Origin of the sequence: Streptomyces sp. SID8374 (assembly GCF_009865135.1) — a bacterium.
In the GTDB taxonomy this organism is placed as follows: Bacteria; Actinomycetota; Actinomycetes; order Streptomycetales; family Streptomycetaceae; genus Streptomyces.
This window is the reverse complement of the sequence record NZ_WWGH01000002.1, coordinates 1510710-1529692: the sequence shown is the minus strand read 5'-3', so window position 1 is coordinate 1529692 and position 18983 is coordinate 1510710. Positions and strand designations below refer to the sequence as shown.

Below are 18983 nucleotides of genomic sequence, written 5' to 3'. Positions count from 1 at the left end.
TCACCCTCCCCGGCCGGGCGTGCTTCCAGCGCCCCGCCACCGCGCTTCACGACACGCATCCGCGCACGCACACGCGCCGCTCCCTCATCGCCGCGCGCCGCCTGCTCCCCACAGTCGTCACTCACCCTGGAGTCCCGTGATGGACACCCCGCTCTCCACCATTGCCGTCGTCGGCCTCGGCACCATGGGCACCGGCATCGCCGAGGTCCTGGCCCTCGCGGGCCGCGAGGTCATCGGTATCGACATCAGCGAGGCGGCCGCCCGGCAGGCCGTCACCTCCCTCGAAGCCTCCACCGCACGGGCCGTCGGGCGCGGGCGGATCACCGAGCAGGAGCGGGCCGACGCGCTCGCCCGGTTCCGTACCTCCGACGCCCTCCAGGCCGCCGCCGAGGCCGAGCTGGTCATCGAGGTCGTGCCGGAGACGTACGAGATCAAGCAGCAGGTGTTCCGGGAGCTGGACGCCGTCGTCTCCCCCACCGCGATCCTCGCCACCGGGACGAACGCCCTGTCGGTGACCCGGCTCGCCGCCGAGTCGCTCCACCCCGAGCGCGTGCTCGGCCTGCACTTCTTCAACCCCGCGCCCGCGATGAAGCTGGTCGAGGTGGTCTCCTCGGTGCTCACCGCGCCGCCCGCCGTGGAGGCCGTCACCAAGCTGGCCCGGGAGCTGGGCAAGGAGCCCGTCGCGGTCGGCGACCGGCCCGGGTTCGTCGCGGACGGGCTGCTCTTCGGCTATCTGAACCAGGCCGCCGCGATGTACGAGGCGAACTACGCCTCGCGTGAGGACATCGACGCGGCGATGAAGCTGGGCTGCGGCCTGCCGATGGGCCCCCTCGCCCTGCTGGACCTGATCGGCATCGACACCGCCCGCACGGTCCTGGAGGCCATGTACGCCGAGTCCCGCGACCGGCTGCACGCCCCGGCCCCCGTCCTCGGGCAGCTCAGCAGCGCGGGCCTGACCGGGCGCAAGGCCGGGCGCGGCTTCTACACGTACGACGGACCGGGCGGCCAGGAGGTCGTGCCCGACACCCTGACCCCGTCCCCGGAAGCGGCGGCCGGTGGCGGCCGCTCCATCACCTCCGTGGGGGTCGCGGGCTCCGGCACCATGGCCTCCGGCATCGCCGAGGTCTTCGCCAAGGCCGGGTACACCGTGGTCCTGGCGGCACGCGGCCAGGAGAAGGCGGACCTGGCCAAGGGCCGGATCGCCAAGTCGCTGGAGCGCTCGGTCAGCAAGGGGCGGCTCACCGCCGAGGCGCGGGACGAGACGCTCGGCCGGATCACGGCCGCCGGATCGCTGGACGCGTTCGCCGAGGTCGACCTCGCCGTGGAGGCGGTCGCCGAGGACCTGGAGATCAAGCAGCAGCTGTTCGCCACCCTGGACAAGGTCTGCCGGCCGGGCGCCGTCCTCGCCACCACCACCTCGTCCCTGCCGGTCATCGCCATCGCCCGGGCGACCGCGCGGCCCCAGGACGTCATCGGGATGCACTTCTTCAACCCGGCGCCCGCGATGAAGCTGGTCGAGGTCGTCCGCACGGTCCTGACCGCCGACGATGTGCACGCCACGGTCCGCGCCGTCTGCACGAAGATCCGCAAGCACCCGGTGGACTGCGGGGACCGGGCCGGGTTCATCGTGAACGCGCTGCTGTTCCCGTACCTCAACAACGCGATCAAGATGGTCGAGGAGCACTACGCCTCGCTGGACGACATCGACGCGGCGATGAAGCTGGGCGGCGGCTACCCGATGGGCCCGTTCGAACTGCTGGACGTCGTCGGGCTGGACGTCTCCCTCGCCATCGAGAAGGTGCTGCACAAGGAGTTCCGCGACCCGGGGCTCGCTCCGGCGCCGCTGCTGGAGCACCTGGTGGCCGCGGGCTGCCTCGGCCGCAAGACGGGCCGGGGCTTCCGCGAATATGCCCGTCGCTGACCCGGGAGCCGGGTGGGGCGGGCTGCTGGGACCCTCCGGCGGTCCGCCCCCGAAGGCGCGCTCTCCTGCACCGATGCGTTACGTTCATGCCATGTCCCAGCCCGCCAAGTCACCCCGTGCCACCGCCGCGCCCGACGCCCCGGAGACCGCCGCGGGAACGCGCGCCGCGGCCCAACGGCTCAAGATGCGCCGCGAACTGGCCGCAGCCGCGATGGAACTCTTCGCCACGAAGGGGTACGAGGCGACGACCGTCGACGAGATCGCGGGCGCCGCGGGCGTCGCCCGGCGGACCTTCTTCCGCCACTTCCGCTCCAAGGAAGAGGCCATCTTCCCGGACCACGACGACACCCTCGTCAGGGCCGAGGCCGTCCTCAACGCCGCCCCCGCGCACGAGCACCCCCTCGACACGGTCTGCCGCGGCATCAAGGAAGTCATGAAGATGTACGCGGCCAAGCCCGCCGTCTCCGTGGCCCGTTACAAGCTCACCCGCGAAGTGCCCACCCTCAGGGAGGCCGAGATCGCGTCGGTGGCCCGCTACGAGCGGCTGTTCACCCGCTATCTGCTGGGCCACTTCGACGAGCGCGACCACCACGTGGGCAACGACGACCCGCTGCTGGCGGAGGTGGCCGCGTCCGCCGTGGTCACCGCGCACAACCACGTCCTGCGCCGCTGGCTGCGGGCGGGCGGACAGGGCGATGTGGAGGCCCAGCTGGACCGGGCGTTCGCCATCGTGCGCGACACCTTCGGCACCGGCATCGGGGCGGGCAGGACCGCCCAGGCCGAGCCCGCCAGGGCGCCGGCGGCGACGGTGGCGACCGAGGGCGAGGTGCTCGTCGCCGTGGCGCGTACGGACGCCCCGCTGGACGAGGTCATGCGGACGATCCAGCAGGCCCTCAAGGAGCGCTGAGCCCGGGGGCCGGCTCTTCGGCGGGGACCCACGGCGGCGGTGCGCCGCCCTCGCTCCAGGCGGCCAGCTCCTCGGGGCCGTAGCAGAGGATGGCGCACTGCTCGGCGTAGTCGAGGGCGGGTTCGGTGAAGCCGCCGGTGGAGACGACGAGCGCGATGTCCGCCTCGTGGACCGCGTAGCAGGTGCCGCCGAAGCGCTGGAGGTCCTGCGATCCGGCCCGATTCCCGGGCCCGTACCGCTTGCACTGGACGACCAGGCGGCGGCCGTCCGGGGTGGTGGCCACGACGTCGGCGCCCAGGTCCCCGGCGCCGCCCACCACCTCGGCGTCCGCGCAGCCGTCGCGCCGGCAGAGCTCGGCCACGGCCTCCTCGAAGGCGTACGGGTCCAGCTGCGCGTAGTCGACCGGGTGGGCGGGTTCGGGGCGGGCCTGCGCGCGAGCGGCCTCGGCGGCGTCCAGCTCCGCCAGCCCGGCGTCGACGATCCCGTACGCGGCATCCGTGACGCTCTCCGCGAGCCGCCGGGCGCGACGGCGGCGCAGCACCACGAGGGCGGCGGCGAGGGCCAGGACCATCAGGGCCCCGGCGGCGACCGGGTGGCGTCCGGCGCTCCGCCAGGCGGCCCGCAGCGCCATCCCGCCGCCCGCGAGGATCAGCGCGATCAGGGCGAAGCCGAAGGTGGTGCGGCGGAGGTCGAAGGGGCGCCGGCGCTTCCGGACGCTCCCTCTGCGGATCGGTATGCCCATCGGTGCCCCACCCCTGCCTTCCTGACCCCTTCAAGATCACTTGGTCCCGGACACCTGCCCCGAGCTGGCCTTTCGACGCGTACGGGCCGGGCCATCGCGCCCGAGCGACGGCCGAAATCCGCTGGTTCACCGATCACCGCTGTGCTGAGGTGCGCGGATGCGATCAAGTGAGGGCGCCATCGAGATCCGTGACCTGTTCGACCGCGCGATGCGGGAGCATGCCCGCCCGGACGGGCCCGGCGTACGCGTGGAGCGCGCCGGGCCCGTCGTACGCCAGGTGGGCGGCCCCGACGACTGGAACGGGGTGGTGTGGTCGGCCCCGGGGCTGGACGCGGCGGGGGCGGACGCGGCGATCGCCGACCAGGTCGCGCACTGCGCGGCGCTCGGGCTGCCCGAGTTCGAGTGGAAGCTGTACGCCCACGACCGCCCCGCCGACCTGGGCGACCGGCTGCGGGCGGCCGGATTCGTGCCGGAGGAGCCGGAGACCCTGCTGGTGGCGCCTGCCGGGCTGCTGGCCGGGCCGGTGGAGCTGCCCGAGGGGATCACCCTGCGGCCGGTGACCGATGCGGCGGGGGCCGAGCTGATGGCCCGGGCCCATGAGCGGGCGTTCGGGACGGACGGGACCCGGCTACTCCACCAGGTCGTGAAGCGGCTGGAGGAGGCCCCCGAGGACTTCGTGGCGGTGATGGCGGTGGACGGGGGCGGGGAGCCGGTCTGCTCCGGGCGGATGGAGCTGTACCCGGGTACGGGCTTCGCCGGGCTCTGGGGCGGCGGGACGGTGGCCGCCTGGCGGGGGAAGGGGATCTACCGGGCGCTGGTGGCCCACCGGGCGCGGATCGCCGCCGAGCGCGGCTACCGGTACCTCCAGGTCGACGCGACCGACATGTCCGCCCCGATCCTGGCCCGGCTGGGCTTCACGGAGCTGGGGACGACGACGCCGTATGTGTACCGACCGGGGCGGTAACCGCCTGCCAGCAGGACAGAACGGCTCGTAACGCCCATCGTGTTGCTCATGCGTGCCTACGAGATGACAAGTGAGAGAAATTGTTGGCACTGGGTGCCTTGTCAGGTGTCACGGAGTGCCATACGTTGAAGGTGTCCGGGCGGCCGGCGTGCTGGGATCTCACGTACGCCGGCTGTCCCCGCAACCACCGTGCTGCGCGCCCGGACGCCTGCGTCACAGGCACCCTTCCGCTCCACCCGAGCAAAGCCGAAGCTCCACCCGCCGAACCGACGGCAATACACCTCCACACCGCACCGCTCCCCTGCCAGCAGGGCCCCTCAAGCGTTCCCTCGACGCCGCATCACCGGAGGCAACACCGTGAAGGAAATCCTGGACGCGATCCAATCGCAGGACAGCACGGCCGCGGACTTCGCGGCCCTGTCCCTCCCCGAGTCCTACCGCGCGATCACCGTGCACAAGGACGAGGCGGAGATGTTCGCGGGACTCGACTCCCGCGACAAGGACCCCCGCAAGTCGCTCCACCTGGACGAGGTCCCGGTCCCCGAACTCGGCCCCGGCGAGGCCCTCGTCGCCGTGATGGCCAGTTCGGTGAATTACAACTCCGTGTGGACCTCCATCTTCGAGCCGGTCTCCACCTTCGGCTTCCTGGAGCGGTACGGACGGCTCAGCGAGCTCACCAAGCGCCACGACCTGCCGTACCACGTCATCGGCTCCGACCTCGCGGGCGTCGTCCTGCGCACCGGCCCCGGCGTGAACGCCTGGAACCCGGGCGACGAGGTCGTCGCGCACTGCCTCTCCGTGGAGCTGGAGTCCTCCGACGGCCACAACGACACGATGCTCGACCCCGAGCAGCGCATCTGGGGCTTCGAGACCAACTTCGGCGGCCTGGCGGAGATCGCGCTCGTCAAGTCCAACCAGCTGATGCCCAAGCCCAAGCACCTCAGCTGGGAGGAGGCGGCGGCTCCGGGCCTGGTCAACTCGACCGCGTACCGCCAGCTCGTCTCGCGCAACGGCGCCGGCATGAAGCAGGGCGACAACGTGCTGATCTGGGGCGCCAGCGGCGGACTCGGCTCCTACGCCACCCAGTTCGCGCTGGCCGGCGGCGCCAACCCGATCTGTGTCGTCTCCTCCCCGGAGAAGGCCGACATCTGCCGGAAGATGGGCGCCGAGGCGGTCATCGACCGCAACGCCGACGGCTACAAGTTCTGGAAGGACGAGCGCACCCAGGACCCGAAGGAGTGGAAGCGCTTCGGCAAGCGCATCCGCGAGTACACCGGCGGCGAGGACATCGACATCGTCTTCGAGCACCCGGGCCGCGAGACCTTCGGCGCCTCGGTCTACGTCACCCGCAAGGGCGGCACGATCACGACCTGCGCCTCCACCTCGGGCTACATGCACGAGTACGACAACCGCTACCTGTGGATGTCCCTCAAGCGGATCATCGGCTCCCACTTCGCCAACTACCGCGAGGCGTGGGAGGCCAACCGCCTCATCGCCAAGGGCAAGATCCACCCGACGCTCTCCAAGACGTACACCCTGGAGGAGACGGGCCAGGCCGCCCACGACGTCCACCGCAACGCCCACCAGGGCAAGGTCGGCGTCCTGGCACTGGCACCCCGCGAGGGTCTGGGCGTGCGCGACCAGGAAATGCGCGAGCAGCACATCGACGCCATCAACCGCTTCCGCAACGTCTGAGGTTCTCCCATGACCGAACGTCAGAAGGACCGGCCCTGGCTCATGCGGACGTACGCCGGTCACTCGACCGCCGAGGCGTCCAACGAGCTGTACCGCCGCAACCTCGCCAAGGGCCAGACCGGTCTCTCGGTCGCCTTCGATCTGCCGACGCAGACCGGATACGACCCGGACCACATTCTCGCCCGCGGCGAGGTGGGCCGCGTCGGTGTTCCCGTCTCGCACCTCGGAGACATGCGCCGGCTGTTCCAGGACATCCCCCTGGAGCAGATGAACACCTCGATGACGATCAACGCGACCGCCATGTGGCTGCTGGCGCTCTACCAGGTGGTCGCGGAGGAGCAGGGGGCCGACCCCGCCAAGCTCCAGGGGACCACGCAGAACGACATCGTGAAGGAGTACCTCTCGCGCGGGACGCACGTCTTCCCGCCGGTGCCCTCGCTGCGGCTGACCACCGACATGATCACGTACACGGTCAACCGCATCCCCAAGTGGAACCCGATCAACATCTGCAGCTACCACCTCCAGGAGGCGGGGGCCACCCCGGTCCAGGAGATCGCGTACGCCATGTCGACCGCCATCGCGGTACTCGACGCGGTCCGCGACTCGGGCCAGGTGCCCGAGGAGAAGTTCGGTGATGTGGTCGCCCGGATCTCGTTCTTCGTGAACGCGGGCGTCCGCTTCATCGAGGAGATGTGCAAGATGCGCGCCTTCGGCCGCATCTGGGACCGCGTCACCCGCGAGCGGTACGGCATCACCGACCCCAAGCAGCGCCGCTTCCGCTACGGCGTCCAGGTCAACTCCCTCGGTCTGACCGAGGCGCAGCCGGAGAACAACGTCCAGCGCATCGTCCTGGAGATGCTGGCCGTCACCCTCTCCAAGGACGCCCGCGCCCGCGCTGTGCAGCTCCCGGCCTGGAACGAGGCGCTGGGGCTGCCCCGCCCCTGGGACCAGCAGTGGTCGCTCCGTATCCAGCAGGTGCTGGCGCACGAGAGCGATCTGCTGGAGTACGAGGACATCTTCGCCGGTTCCCACGTCATCGAGGCCAAGGTCGAGTCCCTGGTCGAGGAGTCGCTGGCGGAGATCGACCGGATCCAGCAGATGGGCGGCGCGATGGCGGCCGTCGAGTCCGGCTACCTGAAGTCGGAGCTGGTCTCCTCGCACGCGGCGCGGCGGGCCCGGATCGAGGGCGGCGAGGAGAAGATCGTCGGCGTCAACATCTACGAGACGACCGAGCCCAACCCGCTCACCTCCGACCTCGACGGCGCGATCATGACCGTCGACCCCGAGAACGAGGCCCGGGTCGTCGCCGCCCTGCACGAGTGGCGGGACAACCGCGACGAGGCCCGGGCGACGGAGGCGCTGGCCGCGCTGAAGAAGGCCGCCGCGGGCACCGAGAACATGATGGAGGCCACCGTCGAGTGCGCCCGCGCGGGTGTCACCACCGGCGAATGGTCCTGGGCGCTGCGGGACGTCTTCGGCGAGTTCCGGGCGCCCACCGGGGTCTCCTCGGCCCCGGTCGCGGTCACCGCCGAGCCGGGCAGCACGCTCTCGCTGGTCCGCGAGAAGGTCACCCGGACCGCTGCCGACCTGGGCGTGGGACGGCTGCGCCTGCTGGTCGGCAAGCCGGGTCTTGACGGGCACTCCAACGGGGCCGAGCAGATCGCCGTACGAGCCCGGGACGCCGGGTTCGAGGTGGTCTACCAGGGGATCCGGCTGACCCCCGAGCAGATCACCGACGCGGCGCTCGCCGAGGACGTGCACTGCGTGGGGCTCTCCATCCTCTCCGGCTCGCACGCGGAGCTGGTCCCCGACGTCCTGCACCGGCTGCGGGAGGCCGGGGCGCCGGACATCCCGGTGATCGCGGGCGGCATCATCCCGCCGGCGGACGCCGCGGCGCTCATCGAAGCCGGTGTGGCCGCCGTCTTCACCCCGAAGGACTTCGGCATCACGGAGATCATCGGCCGTATCGTCGACGAGATCCGGAAAGCGAACAAGCTCGACCCTCTGGAGGTCTCCGCATGACCACGCCCACCACCCCCGTGAACCGGCTGCGCCCCCGGCGTTCGTGTCTGGCCGTGCCGGGCTCCAACCCGCGCTTCCTGGAGAAGGCCCAGGGCCTCCCGGCGGACCAGGTCTTCCTGGACCTGGAGGACGCCTGCGCGCCGCTCGCCAAGGAGGGCGCCCGCCACACCATCGTGGACGCGCTGAACAACGGTGACTGGAGCGGCAAGACCCGGGTCGTGCGGGTCAACGACTGGACGACGCACTGGACGTACCGGGACGTCATCACGGTCGTCGAGGGCGCCGGCCCCAACCTCGACTGCATCATGCTGCCGAAGGTCCAGGACGCCCAGCAGGTCGTGGCGCTGGACCTGCTGCTGACCCAGATCGAGAAGACGATGGGCTTCGAGGTCGGGAAGATCGGCATCGAGGCGCAGATCGAGAACGCCAAGGGCCTGGTGAACATCGACGAGATCGCCGCCGCCTCGCCCCGCCTGGAGACGCTGATCTTCGGCCCGGCCGACTTCATGGCGTCGATCAACATGAAGACCCTGGTGGTCGGCCAGCAGCCGCCCGGCTACCCGGCGGACGCGTACCACTACATCCTGATGCGCATCCTGATGGCGGCCCGTACCCACGACCTCCAGGCGATCGACGGCCCGTTCCTCCAGATCCGTGACGTGGACGCCTACCGCGAGGTGGCCGGCCGGGCCGCCGCCCTCGGCTTCGACGGCAAGTGGGTGCTGCACCCCGGCCAGGTCGACGCGGCCAACGAGGTGTTCTCGCCCTCGCAGGAGGACTACGACCACGCCGAGCTGATCCTCGACGCCTACGACTGGTGCACCTCCGAGGAGGGCGGCAAGAAGGGCTCGGCGATGCTCGGCGACGAGATGATCGACGAGGCCAGCCGCAAGATGGCCCTGGTCATCGCGGGCAAGGGCCGGGCCGCCGGAATGCAGCGCACCTCCAAGTTCGAAGCCCCGGAGGCCTGATCATGCAGTTCGGACGCACATTTGAGGAGTTCGAGGTCGGTGCCGTCTACAAGCACTGGCCCGGAAAGACGGTCACGGAATACGACGACCACCTCTTCTGCCTGCTGACCATGAATCACCACCCGCTGCACATGGACAGCAACTACGCCGAGAAGACGACCGACTTCGGGAAGAACGTCGTCGTCGGCAACTACATCTACTCGCTGCTGCTCGGCATGTCGGTGCCGGACGTCTCCGGAAAGGCCATCGCCAATCTGGAGGTCGAATCGCTCAAGCACATCGCGCCGACCTTCCACGGCGACACGATCTACGGCGAGACGACCGTGCTGGACAAGACCCCGTCGAAGTCCAAGAACGACCGCGGGATCGTGTACGTGGAGACCAGGGGCTACAAGCAGGACGGCACCGTGGTCTGCGTGTTCCGCCGCAAGGTGATGGTCCCCACCGAGACGTACATCAAGGAGCGCGGCGGCGAGCAGCCGGGCCGCCCGACGCCCGCCAACTAGCCGCGTCGCCCCACCTAAACCGCGTGAAGCCACAGGAGAAGCAGCCATGACGCGACTCGCCCAGACAGCCGGTCTGAACGACATCCAGCGGGAAATCCTTTCCACCGTCCGGGATTTCGTCGACAAGGAGATCATTCCGGTCGCGACCCAGCTGGAGCACCGCGACGAGTACCCAACGGAAATCGTGGAGGGGCTCAAGGAACTCGGCCTGTTCGGGCTGATGATCCCCGAGGAGTACGGGGGTCTGGGTGAGTCGCTGCTCACCTACGCGCTGTGCGTGGAGGAGATCGCGCGCGGCTGGATGAGCGTGTCCGGCATCATCAACACGCATTTCATCGTGGCCTACATGCTCAAGCAGCACGGCACCCAGGAGCAGAAGGACACGTTCCTGCCGCGGATGGCGCTCGGTGAGGTGCGGGGCGCGTTCTCGATGTCGGAGCCGGCGCTCGGCTCCGACGTCTCGGCGATCACGTCGAAGGGCGTCAGGGACGGCGACGAGTACGTTCTCAACGGCCAGAAGATGTGGCTGACGAACGGCGGAACGTCGACGCTGGTGGCCGTTCTCTGCCGAAGTGACGAAGGCCACTCCAGCCAGGAAACAGCCACCGCGCCCCATAAGTCGATGACGGCCTTCCTGATCGAGAAGGAGCCCGGCTTCGGAGAGGTCCGGCCCGGCCTGACCATCCCCGGGAAGATCGACAAGATGGGCTACAAGGGCGTCGACACGACCGAGCTCATCATGGACGACCTGCGCATTCCGGCCAATCGAGTCCTCGGGGGCACGACCGGCCGAGGGTTTTACCAAATGATGGACGGTGTCGAGGTCGGCCGGGTAAATGTCGCCGCGCGTGGCTGCGGCGTCGCTCAGCGTGCATTCGAGCTGGGTGTTTCGTACGCCCAGCAGCGCCACACCTTCGGCAAACCGATCGCCCAGCACCAGGCGATCCAGTTCAAATTGGCCGAAATGGCCACCAAGGTCGAGGCCGCCCATGCGATGATGGTGAACGCGGCACGCAAAAAGGACTCCGGGGAACGTAACGACCTGGAGGCAGGGATGGCGAAGTACCTCGCCTCCGAATACTGCAAGGAAGTCGTCGAGGACGCCTTCCGTATCCACGGCGGTTACGGCTTCTCCAAGGAGTACGAGATCGAGCGCCTCTACCGCGAGGCCCCGATGCTGCTGATCGGTGAAGGTACCGCCGAGATCCAGAAAATGATCATTGGCCGGCGCCTCCTGGAGGAGTACCGATTCCAGGGCTGATTGTCCCTTTCGAGGTGATTTGGTGGCGAAGAACATCACACCGGGTCACCCTCGGCGGGTGCCATTCGGCAGTCCGACTCGGCTGCTGGCTTGCCCAGTTGCGCCCGGCAACCGATAGCATCGCCGGAAAGCCGCCGTCCCCCGTTGCCAGCGCGGCATCATCCGCTACGAAGGTCATCCATGCCCGACAGCCCTACCTCCGCAAACCGCGGCGGGGTCCGCATCGCACGCGGAGCATCGCCGTGGCTCCTCCCGACCGTCGCCACCGCGGCCCTCAGCCTCGCCCGCGCCCGTAAGTCCGGGCGCTGGGCAGCAGCGGCCGTGCCCACCACCGCGCTCGCGGCGGGCATGCTGTGGTTCTTCCGTGACCCCGAGCGCGAGATCGCCGAGGGCCGGGTCATCTCCCCGGCCGACGGTGTGGTGCAGAGCATCATGCCGTGGAAGGACGGGCGCACCCGGGTCGCCATCTTCATGAGCCCGCTCAACGTCCACGTGAACCGCGCGCCGCTGGCGGGCACCGTGACGTCGGTCGAGCACATCCCCGGCGGCTTCGTTCCGGCGTTCAACAAGGAGAGCGAGAACAACGAGCGCGTCGTCTGGCACTTCGACACCGAGCTCGGCGACATCGAGATGGTGCAGATCGCGGGAGCGGTCGCCCGTCGGATCGTGCCGTACCTCCCCCAGGGCACGAAGGTGGAGCAGGGCGAGCGCATCGGCCTGATCCGCTTCGGCTCGCGCGTCGACATCTACCTTCCGGAAGGTATCGATGTCGCGGTCGAGGTCGGCCAGGCCACCACCGCGGGGGTGACTCGAATTGACCGTAGTTGATCCCGATACCCAGGCCGACTGGGTTCCGGAGGCCGGCGAGGCGAGCGACACGGACGCGGAGGACATGCCGCTCTCGATGCGGCTGTCGATAGCGGACACGCTCACCCTCGGTAACGCCACGTGTGGATTCATGGCGGTGTACTTCACCACCACCGGGATCCTCATCCCGCACCTCACGGGCAGCGAGGAGACGGGGATGGCCCGCCACTCGGCGGCCACCGCGGTCATCCTCATGCTGATGGCGGCGATCTTCGACCTCTTCGACGGGCTCGTGGCACGCAAGCTGCGCTCCTCGCCGATGGGGGCCGAGCTGGACAACCTGTCCGACCTCATCAGCTTCGGGCTCGCCCCGGCCTACTTCGTGCTCGTGTACGGGATGGTCGCGGACGACGCCCACCAGCGGGTGTCGGCGCTGGCGGCGATCGTCGTGCTGCTGGCGGTGGTGCTCAGGCTGGCCAGATTCTCCTGTGTGACCTTGAAGGACGGCATGTTCCAGGGCATGCCGAGCCCCTTCGGAGCGCTGACGGTCGTCTCGATCGTGCTCCTGGAGCTGCCCTTCGTCCCGACGCTGCTCGCGATCATCGGGGTGGCGTGGCTGATGGTGAGCCGGGTCGAGTACCCCAAGCCGCGGGGCATCCTCGCGGTGGCGATGCTCAGCTGGATCGTCGGTGCGATGGGGCTTCTCGCCGCTTGGGCGTTCGACGCGCCGGGCGGTCAGCTGCTGCTCCAGACCGGCTGTGCGCTCCAGGTCGTCCTCGGTGCGGTGATCCCGCTCTTCGCCACGGCGCGACGGGTCAACACCTTCCGTGACAACCGGCGCGAGGCGCGGGCGGCGCAGCTGCCGTAGCGGTACGGACACAGAACAGGGCGAAGGCCCGGATGCTCCCCGGCATCCGGGCCTTCGTGCGTTCCGGGCGCGCTCAGCCGTGCGGCTCCAGGCTCCAGATCAGCTCGGCGCGCAGGGGGCCGGAGCGGGCGAGGAAGTTGCCGTGGTCGGGGGCGAGGGCGGCGAGCTGGGAGGCGTGGCTGAGGACCGCCGCCCGCTTGGCCGCCCACTGCTCGTCGGAGAGCACCAGCTCGTGCCGGACGGTGACCCGGTGGCGGCGGGTGAGCTCCTGGTAGGCGGTCCCCCACTTCTGGCTGGCGGCGAGCGCCCCGGAGGCCTCGGGGGTGCCCCACTCCGGCAGGTGCCCGGTGTAGGGCAGGTCGGCGTAGACCCAGGGGGCGGGGGCGCCGGCCGCGGCGAGGGCGCGTTGGGCGCGGAGGCGTACGGCCTCGTGGTCGGGCTGGTTGGTGCCGAGCGGGAGAAGGACCCGGATGGTGGGGGCGAGGGTGCTCAGGAGGGCGTCCAGCGCGGCGGGGCCCTCGCCCTCGGTGACGTACGGCCCGTCGGGGTGGTCGATCAGGAGCTGCTCGGCGCCGAGCAGCTCGCAGGCGCGGGCGTCCTCGGCGCTGCGGACCCGGTGGGCCTCGGCGGCGGTGGTGAAGCCGCAGACGCTGTCCCACCAGGAGACGGGGGAACCGGGCGGCGGGGGTCCGCCGTGGACGGTGACGACGGCGAGGGGGCCGGGCAGGGTGGGCAGGAGCCCGGCGAGGGAGAGCGCGGCGTCGTCGAAGTGCGGGGAGACGACGAGGGTGCGCCAGGGGGGCGGTACGGGCACGGTTCCTCCGGAGGGGGCAGAAGCAGGTACTCAGGGCGCGGGGGCCCGGGGGATGTCCAGCGGGGCCAGGGCGGCGTCCCAGGCCGCGTCGCTGCCCTGCCAGCGGCCGGGCTGGGCGGCGACCGTGGACCAGGTGATCCCGGGCGGGAGGGCGGCGGCGTCCTCCGGGGGCGTACGGCGCAGCCAGAGCAGATCGAAATCGTGGTCCGGGTAGCGGGAGCGCAGGAGCCCGTGCAGGGCCGCCAGGTCGCCGGGGCCGCTCTCGTCGAACGCGTCCTGGTGGACGTACAGGACCCGGGAGCGGGAGGCCGTCAGGGCCCGCCAGCGGTCGGCGAGGTAGGCGAACTTCTCCCGGACCCCCGGATGCTGCTCCGCGATGAGGGCGGGGGTCAGCGGGGTGCCGTCCGGGGCGTGGAAGTCGTGGAAGAAGCGGATGTTCGAGCCCCGGTCCCGTACGCAGAGGCCGTTGCTGAAGGGTTCGCTCAGGCCGGGGCGGAGCACGTTGGCGAAGTCGGCCGCGATGACCTCCCGTACGGCGACGAGGTCGAGGTCCAGCCAGTCGAAGAAGTGGGCCCGGTCCTGGCCGGTGATGCGGCGGAGCTGGTAGGTCGACTCGCAGTGGTAGCCGAGCCCGACGCAGACGTCGTACATGGCGGACTCCGTCAGGCGCCGGTGCGGCGGAGCAGGACGCCGACGCTGCCGCGTTTGCTGAGGTAGGCGCGGCCGCCGCAGACCGTCTCCAGGGCCGGGGCCACGAGCGGGGTCTCGTCCGCCTTCTCCCAGTCCGGGGCGCTCTCCAGCCAGGGGGTCAGCCGGGTGGCGAGCGTCTCGGGTTCGAGGGCGACGAAGACCAGGTCGGCCGGGAGCCGGTCCAGCAGGGCGAGGTCCTGGCCGTAGTAGAGCATCTCGATCAGGAGGTACGCCGCGCCCGGGAGCTCCGGCCGGGCGGCCAGCTCCTCCAGGGACGCCGCATGGACCTGGGCGGTGTCACCGACGGCCTCGGTGAGCCGTCGGCGGAAGACGGGGTTGGGTTCGGTCGCGTGGACGGTGAAGCCCTTCTCCGCGAGCCGGGTGGTGAGCGCCCCTTCGCAGGCGCCGACCTCGATGAGGGGGCCGCCGCCTGGCGGACAGTGCCCGGCGATCCAGGCGACGGTGGAGTCCAGCCGCTCCGCCTCGTACGCGGAGGTCGCGAACTCCCACGGGTCCGGCACCGTGGCCGCGTCCTCGTCGAGGCTGGCCAGCAGCGCGAAGAGCCGCTCGCGCTCCTCCGCCGGTCCTGCGGCGAAGAACCGCTCGCTGGCATGGACCCGGCCGGTCCGGACGACGTACTCGGCCGATTCGGTGCCCAGCAGGTGGCCGCAGTGCCGGTTGACGAAGGCGAGCTTGGCCCCGGCCTCGGCGCGGCTCAGCGGCCGGTCGAGGTCGCTGATGAACTGGAGGTACGGGGAGTGGCCTACGGCGTGCAGCACGGGCGGCCCGCCCGGGGCGACGGCAGCGGCGGTGTCCCGGCCGAGGCGGCCCCGGCTGCGGCGGGTGTCGGCGGGCGAGTGGGTCCAGAGCCGGGCGGCCTCCGCTCCCTGGGCCGCGGCCTCGATCAGGGCGGCCAGCGCCTGTGGCCCCGGTGATGCGGCGCTCTCGTCGACGGGCCGGATGTGCCGGGCGAGGGCGGCGAGGCGGTCGGCGAGCGGCAGGCCCGCCGGGAGCACCAGGTGCTCGCCGGTGTCGCCGAGCAGGACATGGACCTCGTGGCCCTCGTCCTGCCGGTGGACGGACTCGGGGGCGGTGAGCACGGAGAGGAAGTCCAGTACGGCGTCCTCGGCCCGGAGCACGGCCACGATGTCGATCACGGGATGGATCCCCTCAGCAGGACGCGGGCAGGCGGCGGAAACGCGGGCCGGAACGGGACGGCCCGCAGCCCGGGAGCCCCGGGTCCGGAGTTGAGCTAACCACCGCCACCACAGGTGGTCCAGACCAATTTTCCGCCGAACACGGAACCCGTACAGGGTGGTTACGGGATGTCCGGGCCCCCGCTGCCGCCCCTGCCGTAGGGGAGTTCCGTCCGCCCGCCAGGGCCTGATTTCAGCCAAGGGGGCCCTCTGACGGCAGCGCATACCACGGCCCGCCCCCTCGCGCCAGAGGCGAACCCCTCCCGGTGGCTGAGAAGTTCCGGAAGCCGCATGAGTACCGGGTTGCCGTCAAACCGGCGCGCCGGGCTTCTAGAATCACCTCGCATCCGACGCCCCGACGACTCGGGCGGGGCGCGGGGCAGGGGGACGACGGGGGTCCGATGATGACGAAGCACAGGCGCAACGGGGTACGTGTGGTGGCGGTCGCGGCGGCGGGGGTCCTGCTGGCGGGCTGCGGAAACGCGGGGACGAAGTCCGGGGAGGATCCGAAGCCGTCGAACTCCGTGCGGCAGGCCGGGGAGCCGGTGGACCCGTCCGGGACGCCGGAGCCGAAGAAGCCCGGGGAGACCAAGGAGCCGGGCGCGCTGCCGAGCGCGTACGAGTTCACTCCGGACCCGGCCCGGGTGCCGAAGACGGCGGCCGAGGCCCGCAGGCTGACGCGTAACGCCGCGCTCGGGGAGGCCGACTGGACGGCGGGCATGGTGCGCGGCACACCGTACGAGACCGCAGGGACCTGGACCGTACTGGCCGATTCCTGTGTCTGGAGCCGGAGCGCGCTGCCCGACGGGGTACTGGACTCCTTCACCCGGCGACTCGACATCCCGGCGCAGGACGGCAAGGGGCGGGTCCGGGGGGCGGTGACCGTCACGGTGCACAAGACCGTCGAGGATGCCGACCGGGAGATCAAGGACACCGTCCAGGAGAGCTTCCGCTGCCCGTCGCAGGAGCTGGGCGGCGGGCAGCGGCTCAGCGGGCTGATGTCGCTCCAGTTCGACCAGAAGGACGTGCGCAACGCGGACGCCTCGCTCTTCGAGGCCGGGAAGTTCACCGGCCCCGGCTCGGGCGGGACGCAGGACTACGTCTGGTCCAAGTCCCGGATCGGCCCGGTCACCACGGCCGTCTCGGTCAAGGGCGCCGAGGGCTACCAGAACGCCGACCTGCTGCGGATCGCCGCCGAGGGCGGCGCCAAGGTGCTCTACCGCGTCGAGTTGGAACTGAAGTGACCTTCGGGCCGGTCCTGTTGAAGGAAGCGTCCTCGGGCGCACGACACGACGCGAGGACGTAACCCCTCATGGAACCGCTCCGCTCCACCGACCCGGCGCGGATCGCCGGGTACCGCATCCTCGGCCGGCTCGGCGCCGGGGGCATGGGCGTGGTCCTGCTGGGCCGGTCGCCCGGCGGCGCGCTGGTGGCCATCAAGCTGATCCGGGCCGAGTACGCGGACGACGCCGGGTTCCGCACCCGGTTCCGGCGCGAGGTGGCGATCGCCCGGCAGGTGCGCAACCGGTGGGCGGTGCCCGTGGTCGACGCCGACACCGAGGCGGCCGCGCCGTGGCTGGCCACCGAGTTCGTGCCGGGGCCGCCGCTGAGCGAGGCGGTGGGGGGCGGGGCGCCGCTGCCCGAGCGCAGTGTGCGGGCGCTCGGCTCCATGCTGGCGGAGGCGCTGGAGGCCGTCCACGGGGCGGGGCTCGTCCACCGCGACGTGAAACCCGGCAACGTTCTGCTGGGTCTGGACGGACCCCGGCTGATCGACTTCGGGATCGCGCGGGCTCTGGACGACACGGTCCTCACGGCGACGGACGCGATCGTCGGCTCGCCCGGCTTCCTCTCGCCGGAGCAGGCGCAGGGGCGGCGGATCGGCCCGCCGAGCGACATCTTCTCGCTGGGCTGTGTCCTGGTGTACGCGGCGACCGGCGGGCGCCCGTTCGGCAGCGGCCCGGTCGAGGCGATGCTCTTCCGTACGGTGCACGACCCGGCGGATCTGGGCGCGCTGCCGCCGGGGCTGCGGCCCGTGGTGGAGGGGTGCCTGGCGAAGGACCCGGCGGGGCGGCCGACCGCCGGGGAGATCCGGCGGGCGTTCGCCGAGGACGCGTCGGGCGGCAGCTGGCTGCCCGCTCCGGTGACCCATCTGATCGCCGAGCGCTCGGCGCGGATGCTGGCCCTGCCCGACATCGAGGCGACCAGCCTGGACGCCGGTGCCACGGTGGAGACGGGCGCCGGGAGCCGGGACACCACGGCCGTGCCGGCCCCCGGGCGCCGGCGGTTCCTCGCGTACGTCACCGGGGGCGCGGTCCTCGCGGCGGGCGGGACCACCGCCTGGCTGGCCACGGCGTTCGGGGGCGAGAAGGACCCGGACGGCGACGGCGAGGGGGACGGCGACAAGACGGCGACCGGCCGGCCGGAGCTGCACATCGGGTTGCAGGCCGACCTCAGCGGCCCCTCGGCGGCGATCGGCAAGGGCCAGGAGCGGGCGGCGCTGCTGGCGGTCGAGGAGCACAACGCCCGCAAGGACGCGCCGTTCACGCTGCGCCTGGTCACGGCCGACGACGGCGGCGACGAGGGGAAGGCGAAGGCGGCGGTGCGGCGGTTCGCCGAGGATCCGCTGCTGGTGGCGGCGATCGGGGCGACCGGCGCGGACGCGGCGCGCGAGGCGCTGGTGGCGTACGACGAGGCGGCGCTGCCGCTGCTCAGCGTGGTCGACGGGGACACCAGGAACCTGAACCGGATCTTCCTCTGCGCCCGGCCGCGCAACGACATGCAGATGCTGCCGGTGGCGCAGTTCCTGGGGGCGCACGAGATCGACACCGTGGCCCTGGTGGACGACGGGACCGAGTACGGCCGCCAGACCACGCGGTTCCTGGACGCGGGGCTGCGGGGCAACGGGCGGACGGTCCTCGCGGAGACGGTGCGGGAGGGCACCCGTGACCTGGACGCCGAGGCGGAGCGGATCGTCGCGAAGAAGCCGGGGGCGGTGGTGTACGGGGGCGGGTGGCGGGATGCCGGCCGGTTCGCCCGGGCGCTGACGAAGGCGGGGTTCCTGGGGCCGAGGATCGGCACCCAGGCCGTGCACGATCCCCGGTTCCTGGCGGAGGCGGGCGAGGCCGCGGCGGGGTGGCTGGTCGTGTCGACGGCCGCCGACCCCGCCTCCGTACCGTCCGTGCACGCCTTCGCCGCCGCGTACCGCAAGCGCTTCGACGGTGCGCCGCCGCTGCTGGCCGCCGAGGCGTACGACGCGGTCGGGCTGATCGCGGCCTGTGCGGAGGGGCTGGGCCGGGAGAGCGTGACGCGGCAGGACATGCTGCCGGTGCTGCGGACGACGCGGTACAAGGGCGTGTCGAAGAGCTATGCGTTCGAGCCCGCCAACGGGATGTACGCGGGCACCGGGGTCTTCATCTACCGCGTGGAGCGGGGCCGTTTCCGGTACATCGGGATGGACGGGCGCGAGGTCTGATCACGTCGGCCGTTCCGGAGGGCTGTTGGGGGCCCGTCCGGTGTGACGACCTGCCATATCCCGCCCTGAGTCGCTAATTTGAGCACTCAAGGCAGTATTTTGCGCAGCACCATAGACTTCCTTGCGGGGTCTCTCCTAGCCTCAGGG

The 18983-nt window shown here is 71.3% G+C and carries 16 protein-coding genes; 12 read left to right on the top strand and 4 right to left on the bottom strand.

Annotated features, from left to right (window positions below):
* Positions 1–139: 139 nt before the first annotated feature.
* Positions 140–1921: a 3-hydroxyacyl-CoA dehydrogenase gene (locus GTY67_RS30155; RefSeq protein WP_093693805.1), complete on the top strand. Its 1782-nt coding sequence runs from the start codon at positions 140–142 to the stop codon at positions 1919–1921.
* Positions 1922–2012: 91 nt separating this feature from the next.
* Positions 2013–2828 carry a TetR family transcriptional regulator gene (locus tag GTY67_RS30150; RefSeq protein ID WP_093693806.1) on the top strand — a complete coding sequence of 272 codons (816 nt, stop codon included), beginning with the start codon at positions 2013–2015 and terminating at the stop codon, positions 2826–2828.
* On the opposite strand, the gene GTY67_RS30145 is transcribed toward GTY67_RS30150, so the two are convergent.
* A complete protein-coding gene (locus tag GTY67_RS30145; protein ID WP_161281120.1) occupies positions 2815–3570 on the bottom strand; it encodes a restriction endonuclease in 756 nt (251 codons plus the stop codon). The genes GTY67_RS30150 and GTY67_RS30145 overlap by 14 nt on opposite strands.
* Positions 3571–3727: 157 nt before the next feature.
* On the opposite strand from GTY67_RS30145, the gene GTY67_RS30140 reads away from it, so the two are divergent.
* The 8 genes from GTY67_RS30140 to pssA all read left to right on the top strand — a co-directional run bounded on the left by GTY67_RS30140 (position 3728) and on the right by pssA (position 12664).
* Positions 3728–4534 (top strand): GNAT family N-acetyltransferase, encoded by an 807-nt coding sequence (locus GTY67_RS30140; protein ID WP_161281119.1) that lies wholly within the window; start codon positions 3728–3730, stop codon positions 4532–4534.
* Positions 4535–4891: 357 nt separating this feature from the next.
* Positions 4892–6229, top strand: coding sequence for a crotonyl-CoA carboxylase/reductase (gene ccrA / locus GTY67_RS30135; RefSeq protein WP_093693809.1), 1338 nt, complete (start codon positions 4892–4894; stop codon positions 6227–6229).
* Positions 6230–6238: 9 nt separating this feature from the next.
* Positions 6239–8251, top strand: a complete 2013-nt coding sequence (locus GTY67_RS30130) for a protein meaA (RefSeq protein WP_161281118.1) — start codon at positions 6239–6241, stop codon at positions 8249–8251.
* Complete coding sequence (locus GTY67_RS30125; RefSeq protein ID WP_093812564.1) at positions 8248–9222, top strand: CoA ester lyase; 975 nt, start codon at positions 8248–8250, stop codon at positions 9220–9222. Before GTY67_RS30130 ends, GTY67_RS30125 begins: the two co-directional genes overlap by 4 nt.
* A gap of 2 nt (positions 9223–9224) precedes the next feature.
* Complete coding sequence (locus GTY67_RS30120) at positions 9225–9728, top strand: MaoC family dehydratase (RefSeq protein ID WP_161281117.1); 504 nt, start codon at positions 9225–9227, stop codon at positions 9726–9728.
* Positions 9729–9774: 46 nt separating this feature from the next.
* Positions 9775–10989 (top strand): acyl-CoA dehydrogenase family protein, encoded by a 1215-nt coding sequence (locus tag GTY67_RS30115; protein WP_161281116.1) that lies wholly within the window; start codon positions 9775–9777, stop codon positions 10987–10989.
* Between the two features lie 180 nt (positions 10990–11169).
* Positions 11170–11817 carry a phosphatidylserine decarboxylase gene (locus tag GTY67_RS30110; protein WP_018513492.1) on the top strand — a complete coding sequence of 216 codons (648 nt, stop codon included), beginning with the start codon at positions 11170–11172 and terminating at the stop codon, positions 11815–11817.
* Positions 11804–12664, top strand: coding sequence for a CDP-diacylglycerol--serine O-phosphatidyltransferase (gene pssA / locus GTY67_RS30105; protein ID WP_030571980.1), 861 nt, complete (start codon positions 11804–11806; stop codon positions 12662–12664). The genes GTY67_RS30110 and pssA overlap by 14 nt, the downstream gene beginning before the upstream one ends.
* Before the next feature lie 73 nt (positions 12665–12737).
* On the opposite strand, the gene GTY67_RS30100 is transcribed toward pssA, so the two are convergent.
* The 3 genes from GTY67_RS30100 to GTY67_RS30090 are packed head-to-tail and all read right to left on the bottom strand — an operon-like array spanning position 12738 to position 15325.
* Positions 12738–13478, bottom strand: a complete 741-nt coding sequence (locus tag GTY67_RS30100; protein WP_161281115.1) for a PIG-L family deacetylase — start codon at positions 13476–13478, stop codon at positions 12738–12740.
* Positions 13479–13508: 30 nt separating this feature from the next.
* Positions 13509–14129, bottom strand: coding sequence for a DUF1796 family putative cysteine peptidase (locus GTY67_RS30095; protein WP_161281114.1), 621 nt, complete (start codon positions 14127–14129; stop codon positions 13509–13511).
* Positions 14130–14140: 11 nt separating this feature from the next.
* On the bottom strand, positions 14141–15325 hold the full coding sequence (locus GTY67_RS30090) for a hypothetical protein (RefSeq protein WP_161281113.1): 1185 nt from the start codon (positions 15323–15325) through the stop codon (positions 14141–14143).
* A gap of 440 nt (positions 15326–15765) precedes the next feature.
* On the opposite strand from GTY67_RS30090, the gene GTY67_RS30085 reads away from it, so the two are divergent.
* Both GTY67_RS30085 and GTY67_RS30080 read left to right on the top strand, forming a co-directional pair.
* Complete coding sequence (locus tag GTY67_RS30085; RefSeq protein ID WP_161281112.1) at positions 15766–16608, top strand: hypothetical protein; 843 nt, start codon at positions 15766–15768, stop codon at positions 16606–16608.
* A 68-nt stretch (positions 16609–16676) separates the two neighbouring features.
* Positions 16677–18836 carry a bifunctional serine/threonine-protein kinase/ABC transporter substrate-binding protein gene (locus GTY67_RS30080; protein WP_161281111.1) on the top strand — a complete coding sequence of 720 codons (2160 nt, stop codon included), beginning with the start codon at positions 16677–16679 and terminating at the stop codon, positions 18834–18836.
* The last annotated feature ends 147 nt before the right edge of the window (positions 18837–18983 follow it).

Bases quoted from the DNA above. Each gene is read 5' to 3' on its own strand.
- GTY67_RS30085 (WP_161281112.1), top strand. From the start codon at position 15,766: ATGATGACGAAGCACAGGCGCAACGGGGTACGTGTGGTGGCGGTCGCG.
- GTY67_RS30155 (WP_093693805.1), top strand. From the start codon at position 140: ATGGACACCCCGCTCTCCACCATTGCCGTCGTCGGCCTCGGCACCATG.
- GTY67_RS30125 (WP_093812564.1), top strand. From the start codon at position 8,248: ATGACCACGCCCACCACCCCCGTGAACCGGCTGCGCCCCCGGCGTTCG.
- GTY67_RS30140 (WP_161281119.1), top strand. From the start codon at position 3,728: ATGCGATCAAGTGAGGGCGCCATCGAGATCCGTGACCTGTTCGACCGC.
- GTY67_RS30115 (WP_161281116.1), top strand. From the start codon at position 9,775: ATGACGCGACTCGCCCAGACAGCCGGTCTGAACGACATCCAGCGGGAA.
- GTY67_RS30095 (WP_161281114.1), bottom strand. From the start codon at position 14,129: ATGTACGACGTCTGCGTCGGGCTCGGCTACCACTGCGAGTCGACCTAC.
- GTY67_RS30130 (WP_161281118.1), top strand. From the start codon at position 6,239: ATGACCGAACGTCAGAAGGACCGGCCCTGGCTCATGCGGACGTACGCC.
- GTY67_RS30110 (WP_018513492.1), top strand. From the start codon at position 11,170: ATGCCCGACAGCCCTACCTCCGCAAACCGCGGCGGGGTCCGCATCGCA.
- GTY67_RS30080 (WP_161281111.1), top strand. From the start codon at position 16,677: ATGGAACCGCTCCGCTCCACCGACCCGGCGCGGATCGCCGGGTACCGC.
- GTY67_RS30120 (WP_161281117.1), top strand. From the start codon at position 9,225: ATGCAGTTCGGACGCACATTTGAGGAGTTCGAGGTCGGTGCCGTCTAC.
- GTY67_RS30150 (WP_093693806.1), top strand. From the start codon at position 2,013: ATGTCCCAGCCCGCCAAGTCACCCCGTGCCACCGCCGCGCCCGACGCC.
- GTY67_RS30145 (WP_161281120.1), bottom strand. From the start codon at position 3,570: ATGGGCATACCGATCCGCAGAGGGAGCGTCCGGAAGCGCCGGCGCCCC.